Source organism: Alteromonas sp. MMG017, from assembly GCF_018100795.1.
Classification (GTDB): domain Bacteria; phylum Pseudomonadota; class Gammaproteobacteria; order Enterobacterales; family Alteromonadaceae; genus Alteromonas.
Genome location: NZ_JAGJDY010000008.1, coordinates 1 through 21,464, shown reverse-complemented (window position 1 = coordinate 21,464; position 21,464 = coordinate 1). Strand labels below are relative to the sequence as shown.

Genomic DNA, 21,464 nt, shown 5'->3' with positions numbered 1-21,464 from the left:
GGAGTCTATGTCAATAACAAGAGAGTTGTGGCTTGCCATTATAGCCGTTGTCCTTGTTGCCATTGTGGGGAGTGTATCCATTCACGGCGCAACAACAAAAGGCTATGTAGAAGAGCAGCTTTATTCTAAAAACCTCGATAATGCTAACATGCTGGCACTTACGCTAAGTGGTTTAGAAAAAGACGCTGATACACTAGATTTATTTATCATGTCCCAGTTTGATGTGGGGCACTATGCGTCAATAACACTGCAAAAGCCTGATGGCGAAATCATCTCAAGCCATACCCACACCACACAGCTAGATGAACAAACACCGGCTTGGTTTGCTTCATTGTTTAGTCCGAATGTCGAACCAGGCGTAGCTCAAGTCTCTGAAGGATGGGGCCAGTACGGTGTTGTTAATGTTCAAACCGATACTAGCTTTGCTGTGGCCTCTATGTGGAAAGCCACACTCCGGTTAATATTGGGGTTGTCTCTTGTGGGCACGGTGGCAGGTCTTATCGGTGCGTGGTTTTTACGCCTTATTATGCGCCCTCTCGACCAAGTTGTTGAGCAGGCTGAGTCTTTCAGCCAAATGCAGTTTGTTCAAGTAAGTGAACCACGAACCTTAGAATTAAAACGCGTAGTTAAAGCCATGAACTTCCTAGCACGTAATTCCCAACGAATTATGGATGAGGAAAATACACGTCTTGATCTTCTTCGCCACAAAACGCAGTTTGATGTTGAATCTGAATTAGCCAACCGCGACTATTTTATCTCTATTCTTAAAGGCCAGTTGGCATTTAGAGATACCGAAGGTGTGAATTGTATATTTTTACTGAGGGTCGTGGGGGGCCGAGAAGCCTTTCTTCGCTCGGGGCCAGAAAACCGTAGAAAGCGTCTTTTGCAGTTTACCGCCAGTGTGGATGATTGCCTAGCACAGCACCATCATCACTACACCGATAGCAGAGTAGCTCGAATGCAGAAAAATGAAATTGCCATACTGCTGACGGAAGCTCATGACGTAGTGACAATTGCTGAAGCAATTCATGGTGCCTGCTTATCTGAACTGTCTGAGCCTGGCGACCCGAAATTGTATCAGTCTGTTGTGCGGCTTCGCCCTGAAGATGATGCTTCATCAGCATTAATGCGCCTCGATACATTACTTGATGACGCTGAAGATAGAAGGATGAGTGACCCATATTTAGAAGGCGCTCTCGACACCTCTATTTCGCTAGTGGAAGAAAACCGTTGGAATAAACTCCTTAAGGAAGGTATTGCTAATCAAGCGGTAGAGACATTTAACTTTCCGGTATTAGATGCTGAAAGAAAACTAGTTCATTATCAAAGCTGGGCGGGAATTGAAATAGATAATGACTTGAGAAAAAGTGGCTATTATACCCACTGGGCGAGGTATTTGGGCTTACTGCCAACGTTAGAGCTAGCGACCATCAGCCATTTATTCTCTTATATAAGTAAAACTGGCACTAAGGCAAAGTTTGCCTTTCTATGCTCTGAGCAGTTTCTGCTTGATCAAGAAACTTTAGCGCAACTGTATTTTCAAGTGAAAATGAACGAAAGTATTGCCCCACAACTTAACTTCGAAGTAAGGGAATCTACGGCGGCTCGCTTCCCTCACGAGTTCGAATCATTTTGCTCTACGCTGAAAGCGAAAGGGTGCGGCATCGGATTAAAACGGGTTGGAGAATCATTTTCTCAATTAATGAATGTGCAAGAAATTGGACTCGATTATGTGGTTATTGATTCTGCCTTTATGGCGGATATAGATCACAACCCTGCGAATCATGCCTTTATTAGAGGCTTCTGCTCACTCGCTCATACGTTTGGCATTCATGTTTACGCTGACGGTGTGAAAACAAATAACACTAAAGAGCTATTTGTCGAATTAGGTGTTGATGGTGTGGTATCTCATATTGAAGTTATAGAGCACCTTTTAAATGACTAAACTCGCCAAGAGACAGTAACAACCCAATTCTGTCTTTGGCGTTTAACTTCTTCAGTAGCGTGCCTACATGCTCTTTAATCGTTCTCTCTGTAAGCTTAAGGTCTCTCGCGATCTCTTTGTTACTTAACCCCTCTAGAATGCCTGTTAGCACATCTTTTTCCCGCGCCGTTAATGTCGCAATTTCAGGTACTGTTACTTTTAAACTCAGCGTGGTCGCAACGGCTGACGTTGTATTCACATAAAGCTCATTGGGTACCCAAATTCCGCCTTCTTTTAGCACACGGCTAACCGATTCAAAGAGAGATGGTTGGCCTAGTGCGTGACAGTACGCCCTTGCGCCCAATAATAACGCAGTCTGCATTTCCGGCCTATCGTAATGATATGTCAATAAAACAACATTTCGACACTTAGCACTTGCGGCAATAATATTTTCACGCCAATTTTTATGAAATGTCGACACCCAAATACTGTCTTCTTTCCCGCAACGTATATTTTCAATATCAGAAAACTCAACCCAATCTATTGCGTCGACATCAAGGGCCTTTTGGGATGTATTCATAATGTAATGCTTCATCTATCGCTCCCTAAGTGCAGATGACGTAACGGTGAAAAGTGGAGACAGAATGTAATTCAACACCGTCTTTTTGCCAGTCAAGATATCTACCTGAACAATCATTCCTGGCATGATATCTAGCGGTGCGTCAGCGATGGTTCTCTTGGTTTCTAGACGGACTAGGAAGTACGTCTCATCTTTCTCATTGGTAATAGCATCAGCGCTTATATGCTTTACTTCAGCATCCATACCACCATATATAGTGAAATCATAAGCACTAAATTTTAAGATGGCTTTTTGCCCACCTCGAATGAACGCAATATCTTTAGGGGAAACCTTCGCTTCTACAATAAGTTGGTCGTCTTGAGGAATGAGCTCAATGACCGCACTTCCCGGTGTAATCACTCCACCAACGGTGTTAATTAGTAGACGCTGAACCGTGCCATTAATTGGCGACCTGAGTTCAGCTTGCGAGACTACATCTTCTAACGTGGTTTGCGATTGTTGAAGGGTTGCCATTTCACCCACCGCATCGGTTAATTCTTGATTCCACCGATTGATGAGTTTTAGCCTACTTTCTTCTTTACTAATAACCTCTTCTTCGATGGTGGAAAGGCCTCGTTCGATAGCCACTTGTGACATGGCTATGTTTCCTTCAAGTTCTACAATTTGTCGCTCTAATCGTAAAATTTCAATTTCAGACACCGCACCAGAAGCCAACAAGGGTTTGGTAACGCCTAATTCTTTTTCAGTTAACGAAAGCACACTCTTGTATTGATATAGATTAGCTCTTTCTTGTTCAACATCTTGTTTGCGTTGTTGTATGCGACTATCTGAGCCTGCTGCTACTTCATTTAATTCAGCAAGATTTGAATCAAAAAGCTTTCTTTCGTTTTCAACGATTTTGGGAGCTTGTTCAACTAAATCGGGCGAGAAAGCTAAACGAGTATTGTGCGTTAACGCTGAAAGGCGCTGCACCTTGGCGGCAAGGGCGGCAAATTGTGTTGTATTCTCTTCTAAACTTGAAATGTAGCGCGTAGGGTCGACACGAAGTAATACCTCGCCTTTTTGTACCTGTTGGCCTTCATTCACCAATATATCTTGAACGATACCACCATCATATGATTGGAGGATTTGCAGCTGTTGCGAAGGGATCACTTTCCCTTCCCCTTTAGCAACCTCGTCTATCTCTGCAAAATACGCCCAAATTAGCAATATGAGCAAGGCCACTGCTACGCTGTACAAAAGCCGTTTAGCTTTTGCAGGAGTTTGCATGATTCTGGCCCATTCAGCTTCAAGTACCCAATCTTGACCCGAGGGGGGCGCTAGCCAACCTCTAACTAGCTTATGCAATAGGCTATTGTTATCGTCACTTTTAATCTTCACTATGCAGTCCTTTGCTTAGAGGCGACTGACTTAAACTGAGGTAGAACGTCCTCTTTTTTACCATCAGCAATTATTTTTCCGTTTTCGATAACAATGACTCTGTCGACCAAATCCAGCAACGTAGTGCGGTGGGTATTGAGGATAAATGTTTTCCCTTTGATCGCTTCTCGAATAGTTTCTTTCATCATGGCTTCATTCGCTGAATCCATGGCAGAAGTAGGTTCGTCCATAATGAATATCGCGGGGTTGTAAATCAGTGCACGGGCCAGTGAAACAGATTGGCGTTGCCCACCTGACAATTGCTTCCCCCCTTCCCCAACTTGCTGTTCAAAACCGTTTCCATGACTATTAACGACTTTCGCTAAGCCGCATTGCTTAGCGATTTCCCATAGTCTTTCGTCCTCTACCCCTCGGTGTGCCGGCAATATATTTTCTTTTAGCGTGCCAGAGAAAAGATTCACATCTTGCGGTACATAGCCTATGTTTTGCCTAAGAAGAACAGGATCGTATTGATTCATGTCAATCTCATCGAGTAACACTTGACCCGATTCGGCTTTATAGAACCCCATCAGTAAACGATTCAATGTAGATTTACCGCAGCCATTCTTCCCCAGAATGGCAACGTGCTCACCTTGCTTAATTGAAAAATTGATATCTTTAAGTGCCAAGACGTTTTCATTAGGGTAGCGAAAGCAAAGCTGCTTAACATCAAGGTTTCCGCTTAACTGGCTGGCGTTTTTAACCTGCTTGTTGTCACCTCCTTCTGATGGCAGTGACATGATATCGTCTAACGCATTTTTCGCAGTTTCAGCTTGATGATACTGAGCTAAAAGCGCAGCAGCTTGAGATACAGGCCCCATAGCCCGACTTGAAAGTAAGTACGCCGCTATCAGCCCACCTTGGGTAATTTCACCTTCAATAATAAGGTACACACCGGTAAGAATTATCACTACACCAACAGATTGTTGAATCCATAGTGCAGAGTTGTTAACCGACATAGAAACCAAGCGTAATTTAGCATTCACTTTGGCCAAGAAGATGGTTTGCTTTTCCCATGCACTTTGCGTTCGGCTCTGATATCCAAAGGCTTTTAAATCTTCAAGGGCAGTAACACTTTCAGTAATTAATGAACTTTTTCTGGCGCTAATCTCCATCGACTCTTCAGACAATGAGCGCATGACTCGCTGTGCTTTTAGGGCATATAGAAAGAGAATGACCGTGCCCAATAAAATAGGGATGATGAGATAGATATCTATCATCGCGATGATAAACACAAACAGTAAACCAAAAGGCAAATCAACCAAGGCGACCAAGGTGAGTGAGCCAAAGAAGTGACGAATACTCTCAAAAGATTGCAGGCTATTAATAAACGCACCACTTTTGGCGGGCCTATTGGTTAAATCGATTGAAAGTACTTTTTCCATAATCTTTGCAGACATGGTGACATCTAAGCGACTAGCGGCAAGCTCTACAAAATATTGTCTTAGGACACGTAAGAGAAAATCTGCCGCTAATACTAAAAGCACACCGATGGCTAGTGCCCACAATGTCTCCATTGCCGCGTTGGGCACCACACGATCATATACATTCATCACAAACAGTGGGAGTGCTATCGATAACAGGCTAATGAATATTGATGCCAGTAGAACATCACGATATAAGTCATAGGCAGATTTCACTGATGACCAAAGCCAATGACCGACAGCGCTTTTTTCAACCTTGCCAGATGACGTTTCAGATTGGGAAACAGGACGCGCGAAAATTATGTAGCCGGTGAACTGGGAGGTGATTTTTTCACGTTCTACCGATACCACAACGGTGTCTAACTCTGGGTAGGACACTTTCGCACTATCATCGGTTAATTCGTGTAAGACGCAGGCTTGTCTGCCTTCCATAATTAACACGGCGGGAAGCAAAGCAGCGTTGATCTGCGCAATGTCTCTTTTTGCAGTACGACTTGCTAAACCAGCACGTTGGGCGGCACGCTCGAAGCCCGTGGGAGATAACTCACCATTATCTAGCGGCAAACCACTGAGTAGGCTTACTCGAGAAACCGAAATATTATGTGCTCGACAAATACTCATCAAGCAATCCATTAGCACGCCACCTTGATTTTCCAAATAAGACGGCGCACCATTTTCTCCCTGAACCATTAACCCTCCACGTCCTTTGCGAATTAAAGCTGGATTATCGTCGCTTCAATTCGACGATTTTTTGCATTTGCGGCTATTGATTCTTCATCAACTAAAGGCCGCGTTTCGCCATAGCCTACCGAGGTAATGCGACGGCTATCTATGCCAGCGGACTCAGTCAGCAAAGCGGCAACTGCACTCGCTCGCCGTTCTGAAAGGCGTTGGTTATATGCTGCATCTCCGTCTAACGAGGCATGTCCGTGAATAATAACGCCGGCATTATCATACTGTTCAAGTGCATCAATAACTTGAGCAAGTGAAGAGGTGTATTCAGACGAAATTTTGGATGAGTTTGATGCGAATGATATGTTGATACTAAAAGATGCTAGAACTTGTGCATCGTCTAAGGTGAAATCGGCAGCGCTTGCTGGGGTATTCATGGCTTGAGGTTCAGGTTCAGGTGCACTTGCTTCACAGCCAAAATCATCCACCAAAGCACCAGGTGCGGAATTAACGCAATCGTCCCATAGATCGACTATGCCGTCTGAATCTGAATCTCGCTTTAAGATATTGCGCTCATCATCTAACGATGTACGGGTAGCTGGGCACACGTGATTGGGATCGTAACGAAGCTCTTTTTCTGCTAATTCACTTACACTTGCTACACCATTTCTACTCACACCCAACGCTTTAACCAAAACGCCCGACGCAGCCAGTAGCCGTGCCCTCGCTTTTTCTAATGTATAGGTGGCTTGTACATAAGCTCTGCTCGACTCGTAATACTCATTTTCTGAATCAAGCAAATCAAGAAGTGAACGTTCGCCGATGGTGAACTGATCCATATACGCCGATTTAACTCTGTCGGAAGACAATCTGTGTGCATTTAATGAAGGGAGTTGCTCGCTAATATTTTGAATATCGTTACGAGCAATTTGAATTGTTTGGCGCATATCAACACAGGCTTTATCTCTTAAATCCTTTGCTAAATCTACCTGTGACAACGCTTGCCTAATTGCCGCCCTATCTGCACCACCGTTGTAGATATTGTACGAAAAGTTAACCCCAACACTGGCCTCTGAAATAGTGTTGTTTAATGCTGCTTCATCTCGAGTTTGCGCCCCATAACTGGCGGTGAGGTTAATTTGTGGATGGTAACGACTTCTCGCGCTATCAATTGCAAAACGTTGTGCGTCTATATTATAAATTGTAGCATTGAAAGACGGATTGGTTTCATACGCTGCTAACAAGATAGACTCAATGTCCATTTTAACCGATTCAGGCATAGCCTCAGAAAGAGACACCTCGGCTAATGCTTCTGCAGGTTTTTCACCTACTAGTCGTAAAAATCTAGCAGTGACATCATGAAGGTTAGAAAGCTCAGTTAATACATTCGACTCTGACAACGAAAGACGACCACTAATTTGTTCTAAGTCCGCTCTTCTGCCCACACCTGCTATTACACTTTCTTCGATTTGTTTGAAGACGTCCACATGCGTAATTAAATTTTTTTCTGCCAATGAAAGTAACTCGCGATAAAGCTGAACATCCATATAAGCTAATGAGGTTTCAAGTGACTTTTGTTCAATTTCGCCCATCAATTCATAGTAACGAACCACTTGAGCTTGTTTGAATCTACTTACCTGACTGGAGGTAAAAAAGCCATCATAAAGCAATTGCGTTAACCTAATTTCAGCGGTATGGCCCGCATATTCTTGATCTAAGCCATAGTTTCTTTCGGTATAGGCACTTGATGCTAGAACGTCAATAGAAGGTAGATAACCTGATTTAGCAATATCGACATCTTTCATGGCGATTTGCAGTTGCCGCCAACTGGCCTGAATTTCAGGGTTTGAATTAATAGATTTACTTACATATTGCTCTAAGGAAGCACTCGCCATTCCGTGCGAGGACTCTTGTGCGGACAAGGAAAATGTTACTAGCCCAAGTAGCCCAAAAATCTGTCTTTTCTTCATACCTACAGTACTCATATATATAAACAAACCCAGATATAAAAATTATCTCAACGTGACCTTAGCCTAGTAGTAAATCTAAAGTCCTGCCAAATGATGGCGTGCAATTATGTTTAAAATTAGCAAATTAGGGGAATACACCTAGAGAACCATTCGTCATATCACTACCTGTACTACGGTACGGTAACCATTTTCAGTATCACTGCTAGGCTTTACTAGGTATGTAATGTAATAGATGAAAGGGATTTTAAATGGCCGATGTAGTGGTTGTAGAAGTAAATGGTGAAGCTTTAGTAGAGCGCCCAGAAACGGGTGAGAAATTTACTGCCAGTGAAAACACGACCTTATTGGATGGAGACAGCCTTACTATCCCCGATGGCATTACAGTGCTTGTCAGTATTGATGGCATTGTTAGAGAGTTACCTGCCGGTCAAACTGTTACTTTCCCTCTTCAATTAGCCTTTTCAGATGTTGACAGCGATGATGAATTTGCGGTTTTCGACGACAGCGTCGAAGATCTTAATGCATTGCTAGATCAAACGGGAGATAGTCAGGATCTCGACCAAGATTTTTTAGACGTACTTGCTGGCGATGATGATATTTTAGAGTCGTTAGAAGCAACCGCTGCGGGCTTAGATGGTGGCGGCGGTGCAGGAGGCAGTAACTTTGTTCGAGTAGACAGAATCAACGAAAATGTAGATCCCGTCGCTTTTGAATTTGAGCAAGGTGCCAACGATAACGAAGAAATCACGTCAGAACAGTTTGGTGACGGCGGTGACGAAGCCACAGACATTACCATTACACTCGACGCTATTCCTCTTAATAACGATGCTACCCCCACCTTATTGGGTAATACTGACGCAACGCCAGATTCTACCGTTACCCTAACGGTGACAGACAGTGCGGGGAACGTACAAACGCTTACCACCACCGTGCAAGCTGACGGCACCTTCTCTGTGGATGTGCCTGTTGAATTAGCGGAAGGTGAATATTCTGTTGAAGCCACCGTTACCGATGCGGCAGGCAATACTGCCACCGATGCCAATACCGGTGAAATTGATACGACCGCACCGGTAATTTCGTTAGATGCACAAGGCACTGACAACGACACTACCCCTACCCTTTCAGGCACCACTGACGCAACGCCAGGTTCGACCGTTACCCTAACGGTGACTGACAGTGCAGGTAACGTACAAACGCTTACCACCACCGTTCAAGCAGATGGTTCATTTTCAATAGATGTGCCAGTTGAATTAGCGGAAGGTGAATATTCCGTTGAAGCCAGCGTTACCGATGCGGCAGGCAATACAGCCAGCGATGCCAACACCGGTGAAATTGATACTACCGCACCGGTAATTTCGTTAGATGCACAAGGCACTGACAACGACACTACGCCTACGCTTTCAGGTACGACTGATGCCGCGCCGGGATCTACTATTACTCTCACGGTGACAGACAGTGCGGGTAACGTACAAACTTTAACAACCACCGTGCAAGCTGATGGCACGTTTTCAGTAGATGTGCCTGCTGCATTAGCAGAAAGTGAATACTCGGTTGAAGCCACGGTTACTGATGCCGCCGGCAATACTGCAACCGATGCCAATACCGGTGAAATTGATACTAACGCACCGGTAATTTCGTTAGATGCACAAGGCACTGACAACGACTCCACGCCTACGCTTTCAGGTACGACTGATGCCGCGCCGGGTTCGACTGTGACGCTAACCGTGACAGACAGCGCGGGTAACGTACAAACGCTTACCACCACCGTGCAAGCTGACGGCACCTTCTCTGTAGATGTGCCTGTGGAATTAGCGGAAGGTGAATATTCTGTTGAAGCCACCGTTACCGATGCGGCAGGCAATACAGCCACCGATGCCAATACCGGTGAAATTGATACGACCGCACCGGTAATTTCGTTAGATTCACAAGGCACTGACAACGACACTACGCCTACCTTTTCAGGCACCACTGATGCCGCGCCGGGTTCGACTGTTATCTTAACGGTGACAGACAGTTCAGGTAACGTACAAACTTTAACAACCACCGTGCAAGCTGACGGCACCTTCTCTGTGGATGTGCCTGATGAATTAGCCGAAGGTGAATACTCTGTTGAAGCCAGCGTTACCGATGCGGCAGGCAATACTGCCACCGATGCCAATACCGGTGAAATTGATACGACTGCACCTGCAATTTCATTAGATGCACAAGGCACTGACAACGACACTACGCCTACGCTTTCAGGTACGACTGATGCCGCGCCAGGCTCGACTATTACTCTCACGGTGACGGACAGCGCGGGTAACGTACAAACGCTTACCACCACCGTGCAAGCTGACGGCACCTTCTCTGGTGATGTGCCAGTTGAATTAGCGGAAGGTGAATATTCCGTTGAAGCCAGCGTTACCGATGCGGCAGGCAATACTGCCACTGATTCGCTAAATGCTGAAATAGATATTACAGGACCAACAATTTCGTTGAATGACCCAGGTATTAATGGTGACTCAACGCCAACAATTTCAGGGCTAACGGATGCATTGCCAGGAAGCACTATCACTTTCACAGTGACCGACAGTGCGGGCAATTCACAAACTTTTACCACTGTCGTTCAGGCAAACGGTACTTTTAGCGTAGATGTGCCAGCTGCGCTGGCTGAGGGGATCTTTGAGATCTCAGCGTCCGTAGCAGACGAATTAGGTAATACTTCTGAAGCACTCGCCTCTGGAGATTACAACGCATCGAGCCCATCGACGGTTATTGAGCAACCTGCACCTACAAATGAAACAACTCCCACGGTATCTGGCGATACCGATGCGCCAGCTGGCAGTGTCGTGGTCATTGTAGTCACTGACAGTGAAGGCAATGAACAAATCATCACCACAACAGTTGGCGCTGACGGAACCTTCAGTGAAGATGTACCAGCAGAGCTAAGTGATGGGGAATTTACTGTTGATGTAACGGTTACTACACCTGATGGAGACAGCTCTAGCTCATCAGTTACTGGTGAAGTGGATACTACAGCGCCTATTATTTATTTAGACGCTATAGGCACAACCAATGACGATACGCCCATAATAACGGGTAATTCAGATGCTGAAGCTGGCTCAGAAGTCACTGTTGAGATCCTTCACAGCGATGGTAGCACTCAAACATTAACCGCCATTGTTCAAGCTGATGGTAGTTTCAGTGTCGAAGTGCCCTTAGCACTCGCTGACGGAGACTTTACGGTTAACGCCTCAGTAACAGATACTGCCGGTAACACCTCATCGACTTCAATTGACGCAGCAATTAATGTAAACGGCCCTACTGTTGTCACCGAACCAGTCCCTGTAACAAACGGTAGTGAGGGTGTTTCCGGAAATACCGATACACCTAATTCCGATGTGGTTGTGGTAATAACTGATGACGAGGGCAATAGCCAAACCGTTTCGGGCTCTACTGACGAAAACGGAGACTTTACCGTAGACTTACCAGATGGCCTTGATGATGGTGAGTACACGGTCGACGTTACCGTCACCGATGATGATGGAAACAGTTCGACGACAACGACTACCACAGTAATTGATACCACCGAGCCCGTTATCTCTATCGATCCACAAACAGATACCAATGATGCAACGCCTAGTATTTCGGGAAGTACCGATTTAATGGAAGGCAGTGAAGTCACTATTACTGTTACCGACAGTGAGGGCAACGAGCAAGTCATTGTTGCTGTAGTTGACGATACCGGCAACTTCACCACAGATATAACAGATGCCTTACCTGAGGGTGAATATACAGTTACTGTTACGGCTACTGATGAAGCTGGCAATACGACAACTGCAACAGAAACTGGCGGTAATGTGGACACCACTGAGCCCTCATTAACCGTCAATCCTTTAACAACAGGAAATGATGGCACGCCTTCTGTCTCGGGCAGTACAGATCTGCCGCCAGGCTCAACCGTAATACTTACTGTAACTGATAGTGCAGGGAACGAACAAACTATCACTGCAATTGTAGATGAAGACGGAAATTTCAACGCCGAAACAACGACACCTTTGACGGAAGGCGAGTTTTCAGTCGAAGCGACCGTAACTGATGATGCTGGGAATACAACCACAGTGACAGAAACTGGTGGCAGCATTGATACTCAAGTGCCTATCGTTTCATTAAACCCTGCTGGCACTGGAAACGATACTACGCCAACTATTTCAGGTACAACAGATTTACCTGTTGGAAGTGAAATTTCACTTACTGTCACGGATAGTGAAGGCAATACGCAAACTTTCTCTGCCTCAGTGGAATCTGATGGTTCCTTTTCTGCTGATGTACCTTCCGCTATGCTTGATGGTAATTTCACTATTGAGGCGACCGCCACTGATAACGCAGGAAACGCGACAACAGCCACAGAAACCGGCACCATTGATACCAATGTACCAGCACTAAGTTTGACCCCACTAGGTAACGACAACGATACCACGCCTACTATTTCTGGTACCACTGACTTACCAACGGGCAGCACAGTAACGCTTACCGTGACTGATGCGTTGGGTAATTCTCAAACCTTCACTGCTGGCGTAGATACTAACGGAAACTTTAGTGCTGATGTGCCTTCGCCACTCGCCGAAGGTGACTATGACGTAACCGCAACAGCAACCGACACCAGTGGAAATACAGCATCTACTACTGAAACAGGCGGGAATATTGACGTCACCTCGCCGCTGGTCAATTTAGATGCACAAGGAAGTACTAACGACGCTACCCCCACCATCTCTGGTACAACCGATCAGGCACTTGGCAGCACCGTATCTATATCGGTAACAGATAGCGAAGGTAACTCGCAAACATTTACTACCACTGTTGATGAAAATGGCACCTTTTCTGTTGAAGTTCCGGCTAACCTTGCTGATGGCGAATTTACGGTTACCGCTACCGTGAGCGACGATGCAGGCAACCAAGATACAGCCTCGACTAATGGTACTATTGATACTGCCGCCCCTACATTGAACCTTGACTCACTAAGCAACGATAACGACACCACACCGGCGATCAGTGGAACTTCAGATTTACCTGAAGGTAGTGCAGTTACGTTGGTGATCACCGATGGATTAGGGAATCAACAAACTATTGAAGTGAGCGTAGATGATAACGGCAATTTCAGTGCCGAAGTTCCATCAGCGCTCGCCGAGGGCGATTATAGTGTTACTGCTACGGCTACTGACACGAATGGCAATACAGCAAGTACAACCCAAACGGGTGGAACAGTAGACACGGCTGCCCCAGTAATCACGCTTAATGAACAAGGCACAGGAAATGATGCTACGCCAACACTCTCTGGCAACAGTGATTTACCACAAGGCAGCATAGTCACGCTAACAGTTACCGACAGTGCTGGCGATACTCAAACTATTAATGCCCTAGTTAATACAGATGGCAGTTTTTCTATTGATGTTCCTCTGGCGCTAGCAGAAGGTGATTACACGGTAACCGCTACAGCGCAAGATGAAGCTGGAAATCAAACCAGCGTGACACAAAATGGCAGTATTGATACCAATGCGCCAACACTCAGTCTAAATCCGCTGACGGAAAGCAACGACAATACGCCTGTTATTTCCGGCTCTACAAGCTTACCCGAAGGAAGTACCGTATCGATTTCAGTTACTGATGACGAGGGTAATACACAGACTTTTATAGCCGATGTCGATGCACAAGGTAATTTTAGTGCTGAGGTACAAAGCACATTACCCGATGGTGATTATTCCGTTACCGTCAACGCAACCGATCCGCAAGGGAATACGGCTAGCGTAACTGAGACAGGCGGTGCAATCGACACAACGCCACCAACATTATCATTAAATGATTTAGGCAGTGGTAACGATACTACACCTACGCTTTCTGGGAACACCGATCTACCAGAAGGTAGTTTAGTGTCACTGCAAGTAACTGATAGTGAAGGTAATGTGCAAACTATAAATACACTCGTTGATGCTGACGGTAATTTTAGCGTGGACGTGCCTACCGATTTAGCCGACGGTGACTACACAGTTGAAGCCAGTGCCACAGACGCCAATGGCAATAGCGAAACTGCAGTCACAACAGGCACTGTAGATGCTACGGCACCTGAGCTAACGCTGACGCCACAATCTGCAACCAATGATGTGACACCAACCATATCGGGTACCACTGATGTAGAACCTGGCTCGTTAGTGACTATTACCGTGGTTGATTCCGATGGAAATTCACAAACGTTCCAAGCTACCGTGCAGAATGACGGAAGTTTTGAAGCAGATGTGCCAAATGCACTAACTGAAGGTGATTATACGGTTACCGCTACAGTGACTGACACCAACGGAAATCAAGCCATTGAAACCGAAGCGGGTGGTAATGTTGACTCGCAAGCCCCGACACTTACTGTTAACCCGTTAGACACAGGTAACGATAACACGCCAACTTTATCCGGCAGTACCAATTTGCCTGAAGGTTCCGTGGTAGTGATTACCGTAACTGATAGCATTGGGGATACACAAACCATTAATGCATTGGTAGATGATAGTGGCAACTTCATTACCGACGTACTTACCCCGCTAGCAGAAGGCGACTATACCGTTAGCGTAACCGCCACTGATGAAGCAGGAAACGCAACAACTCAAAGTGAAACCGGCGGCAATGTAGATCTTACAGCGCCAGTATTATCACTTTCCCCTCAGGGAACTGGTAATGATGTGACGCCATCAATATCAGGAAATACTGATTTAGCGCCAGGAAGCACGGTAACCTTGTCTGTTACTGATAGTAATGGAAACACACAAACCTTTACTGCCGAAGTAGACTCTAATGGAAACTTTAGTGCTGATATACCAATAGATTTAGCGGATGGGGACTACACGGTAACAGCGAGTGTCACAGATGATGCAGGTAATACTACCACGACCACTGACTCTGGAAGCATAGATACCAGTGCTCCTTCGCTGACCCTTGATGCTCAAACCGTTGGAAATGACACAACGCCTACGCTAACCGGTACCACCGACCTTCCCTCAGGCAGTACAGTCACCATTTCAGTTACCGACAGTGCAGGCACAACGCAAACTATCGTTGCAACTGTCGACAGTGATGGGAATTTCAGTGCCACTGTCCCTACGGCTATGGCAGAAGGCGACTATACCGTTACAGCGTTTGCAACAGATACCGGAGGGAATGCAGCCAGTGTGACAGATAACAATGGCAGTATCGATGTTACACCGCCCATTATTAGTGTTGACGCTCCAGACGCAACGAATGATGTGACACCAACCATAAATGGATCATCAGATTTACCCACTGGCAGTGCGATAACCCTCACCGTGACAGACAGTGCAGGCAATATTCAAACGCTTACTGCTACTATCGACAGTGATGGAAACTTTAGCGTAGAAGTGCCGTTGACAATGTCGGAAGGTGATTTCACAGTAACGGCCACGGCGACAGATGAGGCCGGCAATTCTGCAAGCGCTAACACCACTGGCTCTATCGATACCTTGGCACCATCGCTGACGCTTGATCCTCAAGGTAACAGTAATGATACAACACCGACTATTTCAGGAACGACCGACTTACCCGAAGGTAGCTTTGTGACCATATCTGTTACAGATAGCACAGGGCATGTACAAGAAATACAAGCTACCGTTGATGCAGACGGAAACTTTAGCGCTGATATTCCTGGTGCGGTTTCTGAAGGGAATTACAGTGTGGAAGTAACTGCAACAGATGATGCAGGTAACACCGCTGTTATAACGAGTAACGCAGGTAATATAGATACCACGGCACCAGAGCTAAGCCTCAACCCTCTTACACCTCAAAATAATACTACACCAACAGTGTCGGGCACTAGCGACTTACCTGAGGGAATCACTGTCACTATTACAGTGATAGATTCGCAAGGTGACACGCAAACACTTTTCGCCACGGTTGATAGTGATGGCAATTTCAGTGTTGATATCACTACTCCACTGCCTGAAGGTGATTATACAATAACGGCAAGTGCAACTGATGAGGCTGGTAACAGTAGCTCTGTTGCAGAAACGGGGGGCAGTGTCGACACAACTGCACCAACAGTTAGTTTGACGCCACAGGGAACTGGTAGCGATTCCACGCCTGCTATTAGCGGTACAACCGACCTTCCTAGTGGAAGTACGGTATCAATTACTGTGACTGACAGCGCTGGAAATAGCCAAACCTTTACAGCAAGTGTAGACGACAATGGCAATTTCAATACTGACGTGCCGGATGCCCTAGCTGATGGTGATTTTGTCGTCACCGCAACTGCTATTGACGAAGCAGGTAATAGTGCATCTGATTCCGCCAATGGTACCATCGACGCTAATGCCCCTACTCTTACTCTTAATGCGCTTGCGGTTGGCAATGACGTAACGCCAATTATTTCAGGTACCACAGATTTGCCAGAGGGCAGTACTGTCACGTTAACCTTGACGGACAGTGCGGGTGATACTCAAACCTTTTTTGCCACCGTTCAATTCGATGGCACTTTCAGCGCAGAGGTGCCAGCCAATTTACCAGAGGGTGATTACTCGGTAACCGCTTCTGCGATAGACACATCAGGAAATAGTGCTTCGGTAACAGAAAATGGGGGCAGTATTGATACCACTGCGCCGATAGTCACTTTAGATCCTCAAAGTACAGACAATAATGCCACGCCTACTATCTCTGGGACTTCCAACCTTGCCGAGGGAGAGTCTGTTACCATTACGGTGACTGATAGTGAAGGCAATATTCAGACGTTCGTAGCGTCAATATCTGATGATGGTTCATACAGTATTGAGGTTCCAGATAATTTAGCTGAAGGAAACTATACGGTAGAGGTTACTGCTACCGATGACGCCGGAAATACTATTACCGTTAGTGATAATGACGGAACGATAGATACCATTCCCCCAACGTTAAGTATTGACCCTCAAGGGCCAACCTCTGATACCACTCCCACTATCTCGGGCACAACAGATTTGCCCGCTGGTAGCACGGTAACTATTGTGGTATTGGACAGCGATAATGTAAGCCATACTTTTACTGCAAGGGTTCAAAATGATGGCAGCTACCAAGCAGATGTTCCTAGCTCACTAGCTCAAGGTAACTATTCTGTTGCCGTAACCGCTACTGATGAGGCTGGCAATCAAGCACCGGCCACTGATGGCAATGGCGACGTAGATAGTACGCCTCCCATTATTAGCCTTGACCCCGTCAGCAGTGGCAATAACGATACCCCTGTTTTATCGGGGACCACAGACCTTAGCGAAGGCAGTACCATTAGTTTTGTGGTGACCGATGGTAATGGTAACTCGCAAACATTCACCACCACGGTAGGCACAGATGGTGCGTTTTCGATCGAGATACCCACTTCACTTAGCGATGGTACTTATAATGTGTCTGTCAGCGCTACAGATCCCGCAGGCAATAGCTCTACCGTGACAGACACTGGCGTAATAGATGCTAGCGCACCTTCTATTGCTATCGACCCACTAGGTCAGACTAACGATGCCACTCCGTTAATATCGGGCACCACCGATGCGCCTACAGGCAGCACAGTAACACTGACCATCACTGACAGTGCGGGCAATGTGCAAACCTTTACGACCACAGTGCAAAGTGATGGTACTTTCAGCGAAAGTGTTCCGAATATTGTCGCCGAGGGCGGCTACACCATAGAAGCACAAGTTGCCGACAGCGCAGGGAATATTGGTAGCGACACTGAAACAGGTGGCCTTGTTGATACCACATCTCCTATCGTAGATGTCTTTGAGCAAGGACTTGGCAACGATGCCACGCCAACAGTAACGGGAACCACCGATCAACCGGCAGGAAGTACCGTCTCTATCACGGTGACTGATAGTGCAGGAGATAGCCAAACGTTCTCAGCGACGGTTCAAATTGATGGTAGTTTCAGCGCGGATGTGCCCGACGCTCTTGCTGATGGTGCTTATAGTGTGCAAACAACCGTGACCGATGAAGCAGGAAATTCAGCAACAGACTCGGAAACTGGAACACTAGACACGCAGGCCCCCATTATTACATTAAACGACCCTGGTGTTGGTAGTGACACCACACCTACGATTAATGGCAATGTTGATTTGCCTGAGGGCAGTACAGTGCAAATTACCGTGGTTGATAACGCGGGCAATTCGCAAACATTTACTGCGCTAGTAGCGGCCAATGGTAGCTTCAGTGTCGAGGTTCCCGCAGTTATGGCCGAGGGCAGTTTCACCGTATCGGCTTCAGCGACTGACAGTGCGGGCAATTCGGCCAATGCAAATGAAACTGGTGTTATAGATGTTACAGCACCAGAGCTTACCGTGGATGTGGTTGATAGCACGAACGACACCACACCTCTAATTTCAGGCACAACAAGTGAGCCACAAGGTACTGTAGTTACGATTACAGTGACCGATAGTGCTGGTGCCATACAAACCCTCACTGCGATTGTACAATCTGATGGAACTTACTCCGTTGCTACCGAGAACGAATTGGCAGAAGGTAATTACACCGTAAATGCAACGGTGAGTGATGCAGCAGGTAATTCGGCATCGGCCAGTGACTCGGGTGAAATCGACACCACGGCGCCAACATTAGTTATCGACCCCATTGATGTGACTAGTGACGACACACCTACGATTAGTGGCTCTACTGACCTAGGTTTGGGAACGATTGTATTAATCACGGTTACAAGTAGCGCAGGTATCGAACAAACTATTGCGGCAGTGGTTCAGGTCGATGGCAGCTGGAGTGTTGATGTGCCGCTTCCTCTTACAGAAGGTGAATTTACCGTTCAGGCTCAAGTATTAGATGAGGCTGGTAACATCATTAATGTCTCTGTAGATGCAGAAGTCGATACTACCGCCCCTATCATCAGTATTGATCAAAATGGTGTAATTAATACCGCAACACCTGAAATCTCAGGTTCAGTAAATGTAGAAGAAGGCACTGAGGTACTTGTCACCATCATTGATTCAAATGGCGACGCTCAAATACTAACCGCCATTGTCGACGAATTTGGAGACTTCTCAGTGAACGTGCCTGACGCACTAGCGGAAGGTATCCTATCCGTCCAGGTAGATGTGACTGACCCCGCGGGTAACTCAGCGGTTGAAACAACACTGTTAGATTTAGATTTAACGGGTTCGAGCATTACGCTGGATTTAACTGCTGATACGGTAAGCGACCTGCCGGTTGTATCCGGTGTGACTGACGCTGTAGCGGGTACCCCTGTCATTATTGTTATTTCTCAAAATGGTAGCGTAGTAGTAACTATTAATGCGGAGGTTTTACCTGATGGTACGTTTGCAGGTAATGTACCCGTGTCGCTTAACGAAGGATCCACAACAATTGAAGTCACCGTGGATGACGGAGTGTCACATGCTGTTACCACTGAGGTTGAAATTGACTTAACCGCCCCGCTGCTAACCTTAGACTCGATTGGGATCACAAACGACGTTACCCCCATTATCACGGGAACGTGTAATGAGATAGGCGCGACGATTGTGATAGTTGTGACAGCAAGCGATGGTAGCGAGCAGACCTTGAATGCAACCGTTCAACCTGACGGTTCTTACTCTATTGCCGTGCCCACTGACTTACCAGAAGGCATCACTACCATTGTCGCTGAAGTGACTGATGCTGCAGGAAATACCATAAGCACAAGTGTATCGGGCGAAATAGACTTAACGCTACCCAACCTAACCGTAGACATAACCAACGTAGACTCTCTTACCCCGACTATTAGCGGTTTAAGTGAAGCAGGTGCTACCGTAACGATTGTATTGCTTGATAGCGCGGGTAACGAAACCTTGTTAACCGCTCTGGTTCAAGGCGATGGGACCTATTCAATTACTGTTCCATCAGGCTTACCCGAAGGGTTATTGTCAGTCAATGTTTCTGTACTCGACTCAGCAGGTAACTTAGCGACAATTGAAACCAGTGGCATTATCGATGTAACCCTGCCACTCATTAATCTTGATACCTTGGTGTTAGACAACTTACAGCCCACTATTTCAGGCATCAGTGAGCTTATTGGCAGTGAAGTGACCATTGAGCTTACCGATGGCAATGGTGGCATTTATGTCTTCACCACCATTGTTCAAAATGATGGTACTTTCTCCATAAATGTTCCAACGAATTTAGCCCAGGGCTTATTGAACGTAGAAGCTAGTGTGATAGATGGAGAAGGTCATTTAGCTAGCGTGGTAACCTCAGGAATTCTAGATTTAAGCATACCTGCACTTGAGTTAAATACACTAGTGCTCGATAGCTTAACGCCGACTATTTCAGGAACGTGCGACCGAATTGGTGAAACCGTCACCATAGTATTAACTGATGGCGCTGGCGTCGTTCAAACACTGACCGCTGTTGTTCAAAATAATGGCTTTTTCAGTGTTGATGTCCCAGCAGACTTATCCGAAGGTTTATTGGATGTGGAGGTTTCTGTTCTTGGCAGCGACGGCAATCTTATTACGGTAGATACATCAGGTACTCTTGATCTCACCCTGCCTGTATTACAACTAGATACTTTAAATTTAGATTCTTTCACACCAACGATCACAGGTATAAGTGAACTCATTGGTCAGACTATTACCATTGTATTGACCGATAGTAGTGGTGCTTTGCAAACGCTGACAGGATTAGTACAAAATGACGGTACTTTTTCTATCGCAGTGCCAACCGACTTATCACAGGGCTTACTTGATATAGATGTGTCAGTACTAGGCTCTGATGGGAATTTAGTGACTCTGAATACGAGTGGCATCGTAGATGTGAATTTACCGCTTATTCAATTAGATACAATTGATGGAACTACACTTACGCCTATTATTTCAGGTATAAGTGAGCTTATCGGGAGTACAGTTGAGCTAACACTCACAGACCCCTACGGCACTAGCACCCTAGTTTCAGTAATAGTGCAAGATGATGGCACTTTCACGTATGAAGTACCTAGTGATTTACAGCAAGGGTTGCTGCAAGTTGAGGCTTCCGTGCTAGACACCAACGGCAACATTGTGACAGCTGATGTGAGCGGTATTATCAATGTTTCGCTTAGCGAACTCAGCATAGGCGCACTCGACTTTAACAGTGCTACCCCAGTCATAACCGGTATCAGTGAGTTTATCGGCAAGGTGATTAGTTTACAGATCACCGATGGTTCAGGTGCCGTTCAAACGGTTACTGGCTTAGTCGCTAACGATGGAACCTTCTCTATCCCTATCACGGTAGATTTAGCTGATGGCTTGTTAACGGTTGACGCTACTGTGCTAGATACGGATAACAGCACCTTGGCCAACATCACTACCACGGGTTTAATTGATGTAAACCTAGATGTGTTGAGTCTGGATACGCTAGATTTCGCGTCAGCGACACCCACCATTACGGGTATTAGTGAGTTTATCGGCAAAGTGATTAGTTTACAGATCACTGATGGCAGCGGGGCTACGCAAACCGTCACTGGTTTAGTGGGC

The 21,464-nt window shown here is 46.0% G+C and carries 6 protein-coding genes; 2 read left to right on the top strand and 4 right to left on the bottom strand.

Annotated features, from left to right (window positions below):
- Positions 1 to 7: 7 nt before the first annotated feature.
- Positions 8 to 1,945, top strand: coding sequence for a LapD/MoxY N-terminal periplasmic domain-containing protein (locus J8L84_RS13215; protein ID WP_211071113.1), 1,938 nt, complete (start codon positions 8 to 10; stop codon positions 1,943 to 1,945).
- Here J8L84_RS13215 and J8L84_RS13210 read toward each other — a convergent pair.
- From J8L84_RS13210 to J8L84_RS13195, 4 genes are read right to left on the bottom strand one after another with little or no spacing between them, the layout of a single operon-like run.
- Positions 1,920 to 2,519, bottom strand: a complete 600-nt coding sequence (locus J8L84_RS13210; protein ID WP_211071112.1) for a response regulator transcription factor — start codon at positions 2,517 to 2,519, stop codon at positions 1,920 to 1,922. The two genes, J8L84_RS13215 and J8L84_RS13210, sit on opposite strands and share 26 nt — an antisense overlap.
- Complete coding sequence (locus tag J8L84_RS13205) at positions 2,520 to 3,884, bottom strand: HlyD family type I secretion periplasmic adaptor subunit (RefSeq protein WP_211071111.1); 1,365 nt, start codon at positions 3,882 to 3,884, stop codon at positions 2,520 to 2,522.
- Positions 3,884 to 6,037: a type I secretion system permease/ATPase gene (locus tag J8L84_RS13200; protein ID WP_247670783.1), complete on the bottom strand. Its 2,154-nt coding sequence runs from the start codon at positions 6,035 to 6,037 to the stop codon at positions 3,884 to 3,886. Before J8L84_RS13200 ends, J8L84_RS13205 begins: the two co-directional genes overlap by 1 nt.
- A gap of 23 nt (positions 6,038 to 6,060) precedes the next feature.
- Positions 6,061 to 7,989, bottom strand: coding sequence for a TolC family outer membrane protein (locus J8L84_RS13195; RefSeq protein WP_247670782.1), 1,929 nt, complete (start codon positions 7,987 to 7,989; stop codon positions 6,061 to 6,063).
- A 248-nt stretch (positions 7,990 to 8,237) separates the two neighbouring features.
- On the opposite strand from J8L84_RS13195, the gene J8L84_RS13190 reads away from it, so the two are divergent.
- The coding region (locus J8L84_RS13190) for an Ig-like domain-containing protein (RefSeq protein WP_211071110.1) at positions 8,238 to 21,464 on the top strand (13,227 nt) is incomplete at its 3' end.

Coding starts and splice junctions, on each gene's coding strand:
- J8L84_RS13215 (WP_211071113.1), top strand. CDS start 8: ATGTCAATAACAAGAGAGTTGTGGCTTGCCATTATAGCCGTTGTCCTT.
- J8L84_RS13210 (WP_211071112.1), bottom strand. CDS start 2,519: ATGAAGCATTACATTATGAATACATCCCAAAAGGCCCTTGATGTCGAC.
- J8L84_RS13200 (WP_247670783.1), bottom strand. CDS start 6,037: ATGGTTCAGGGAGAAAATGGTGCGCCGTCTTATTTGGAAAATCAAGGT.
- J8L84_RS13195 (WP_247670782.1), bottom strand. CDS start 7,989: ATGAAGAAAAGACAGATTTTTGGGCTACTTGGGCTAGTAACATTTTCC.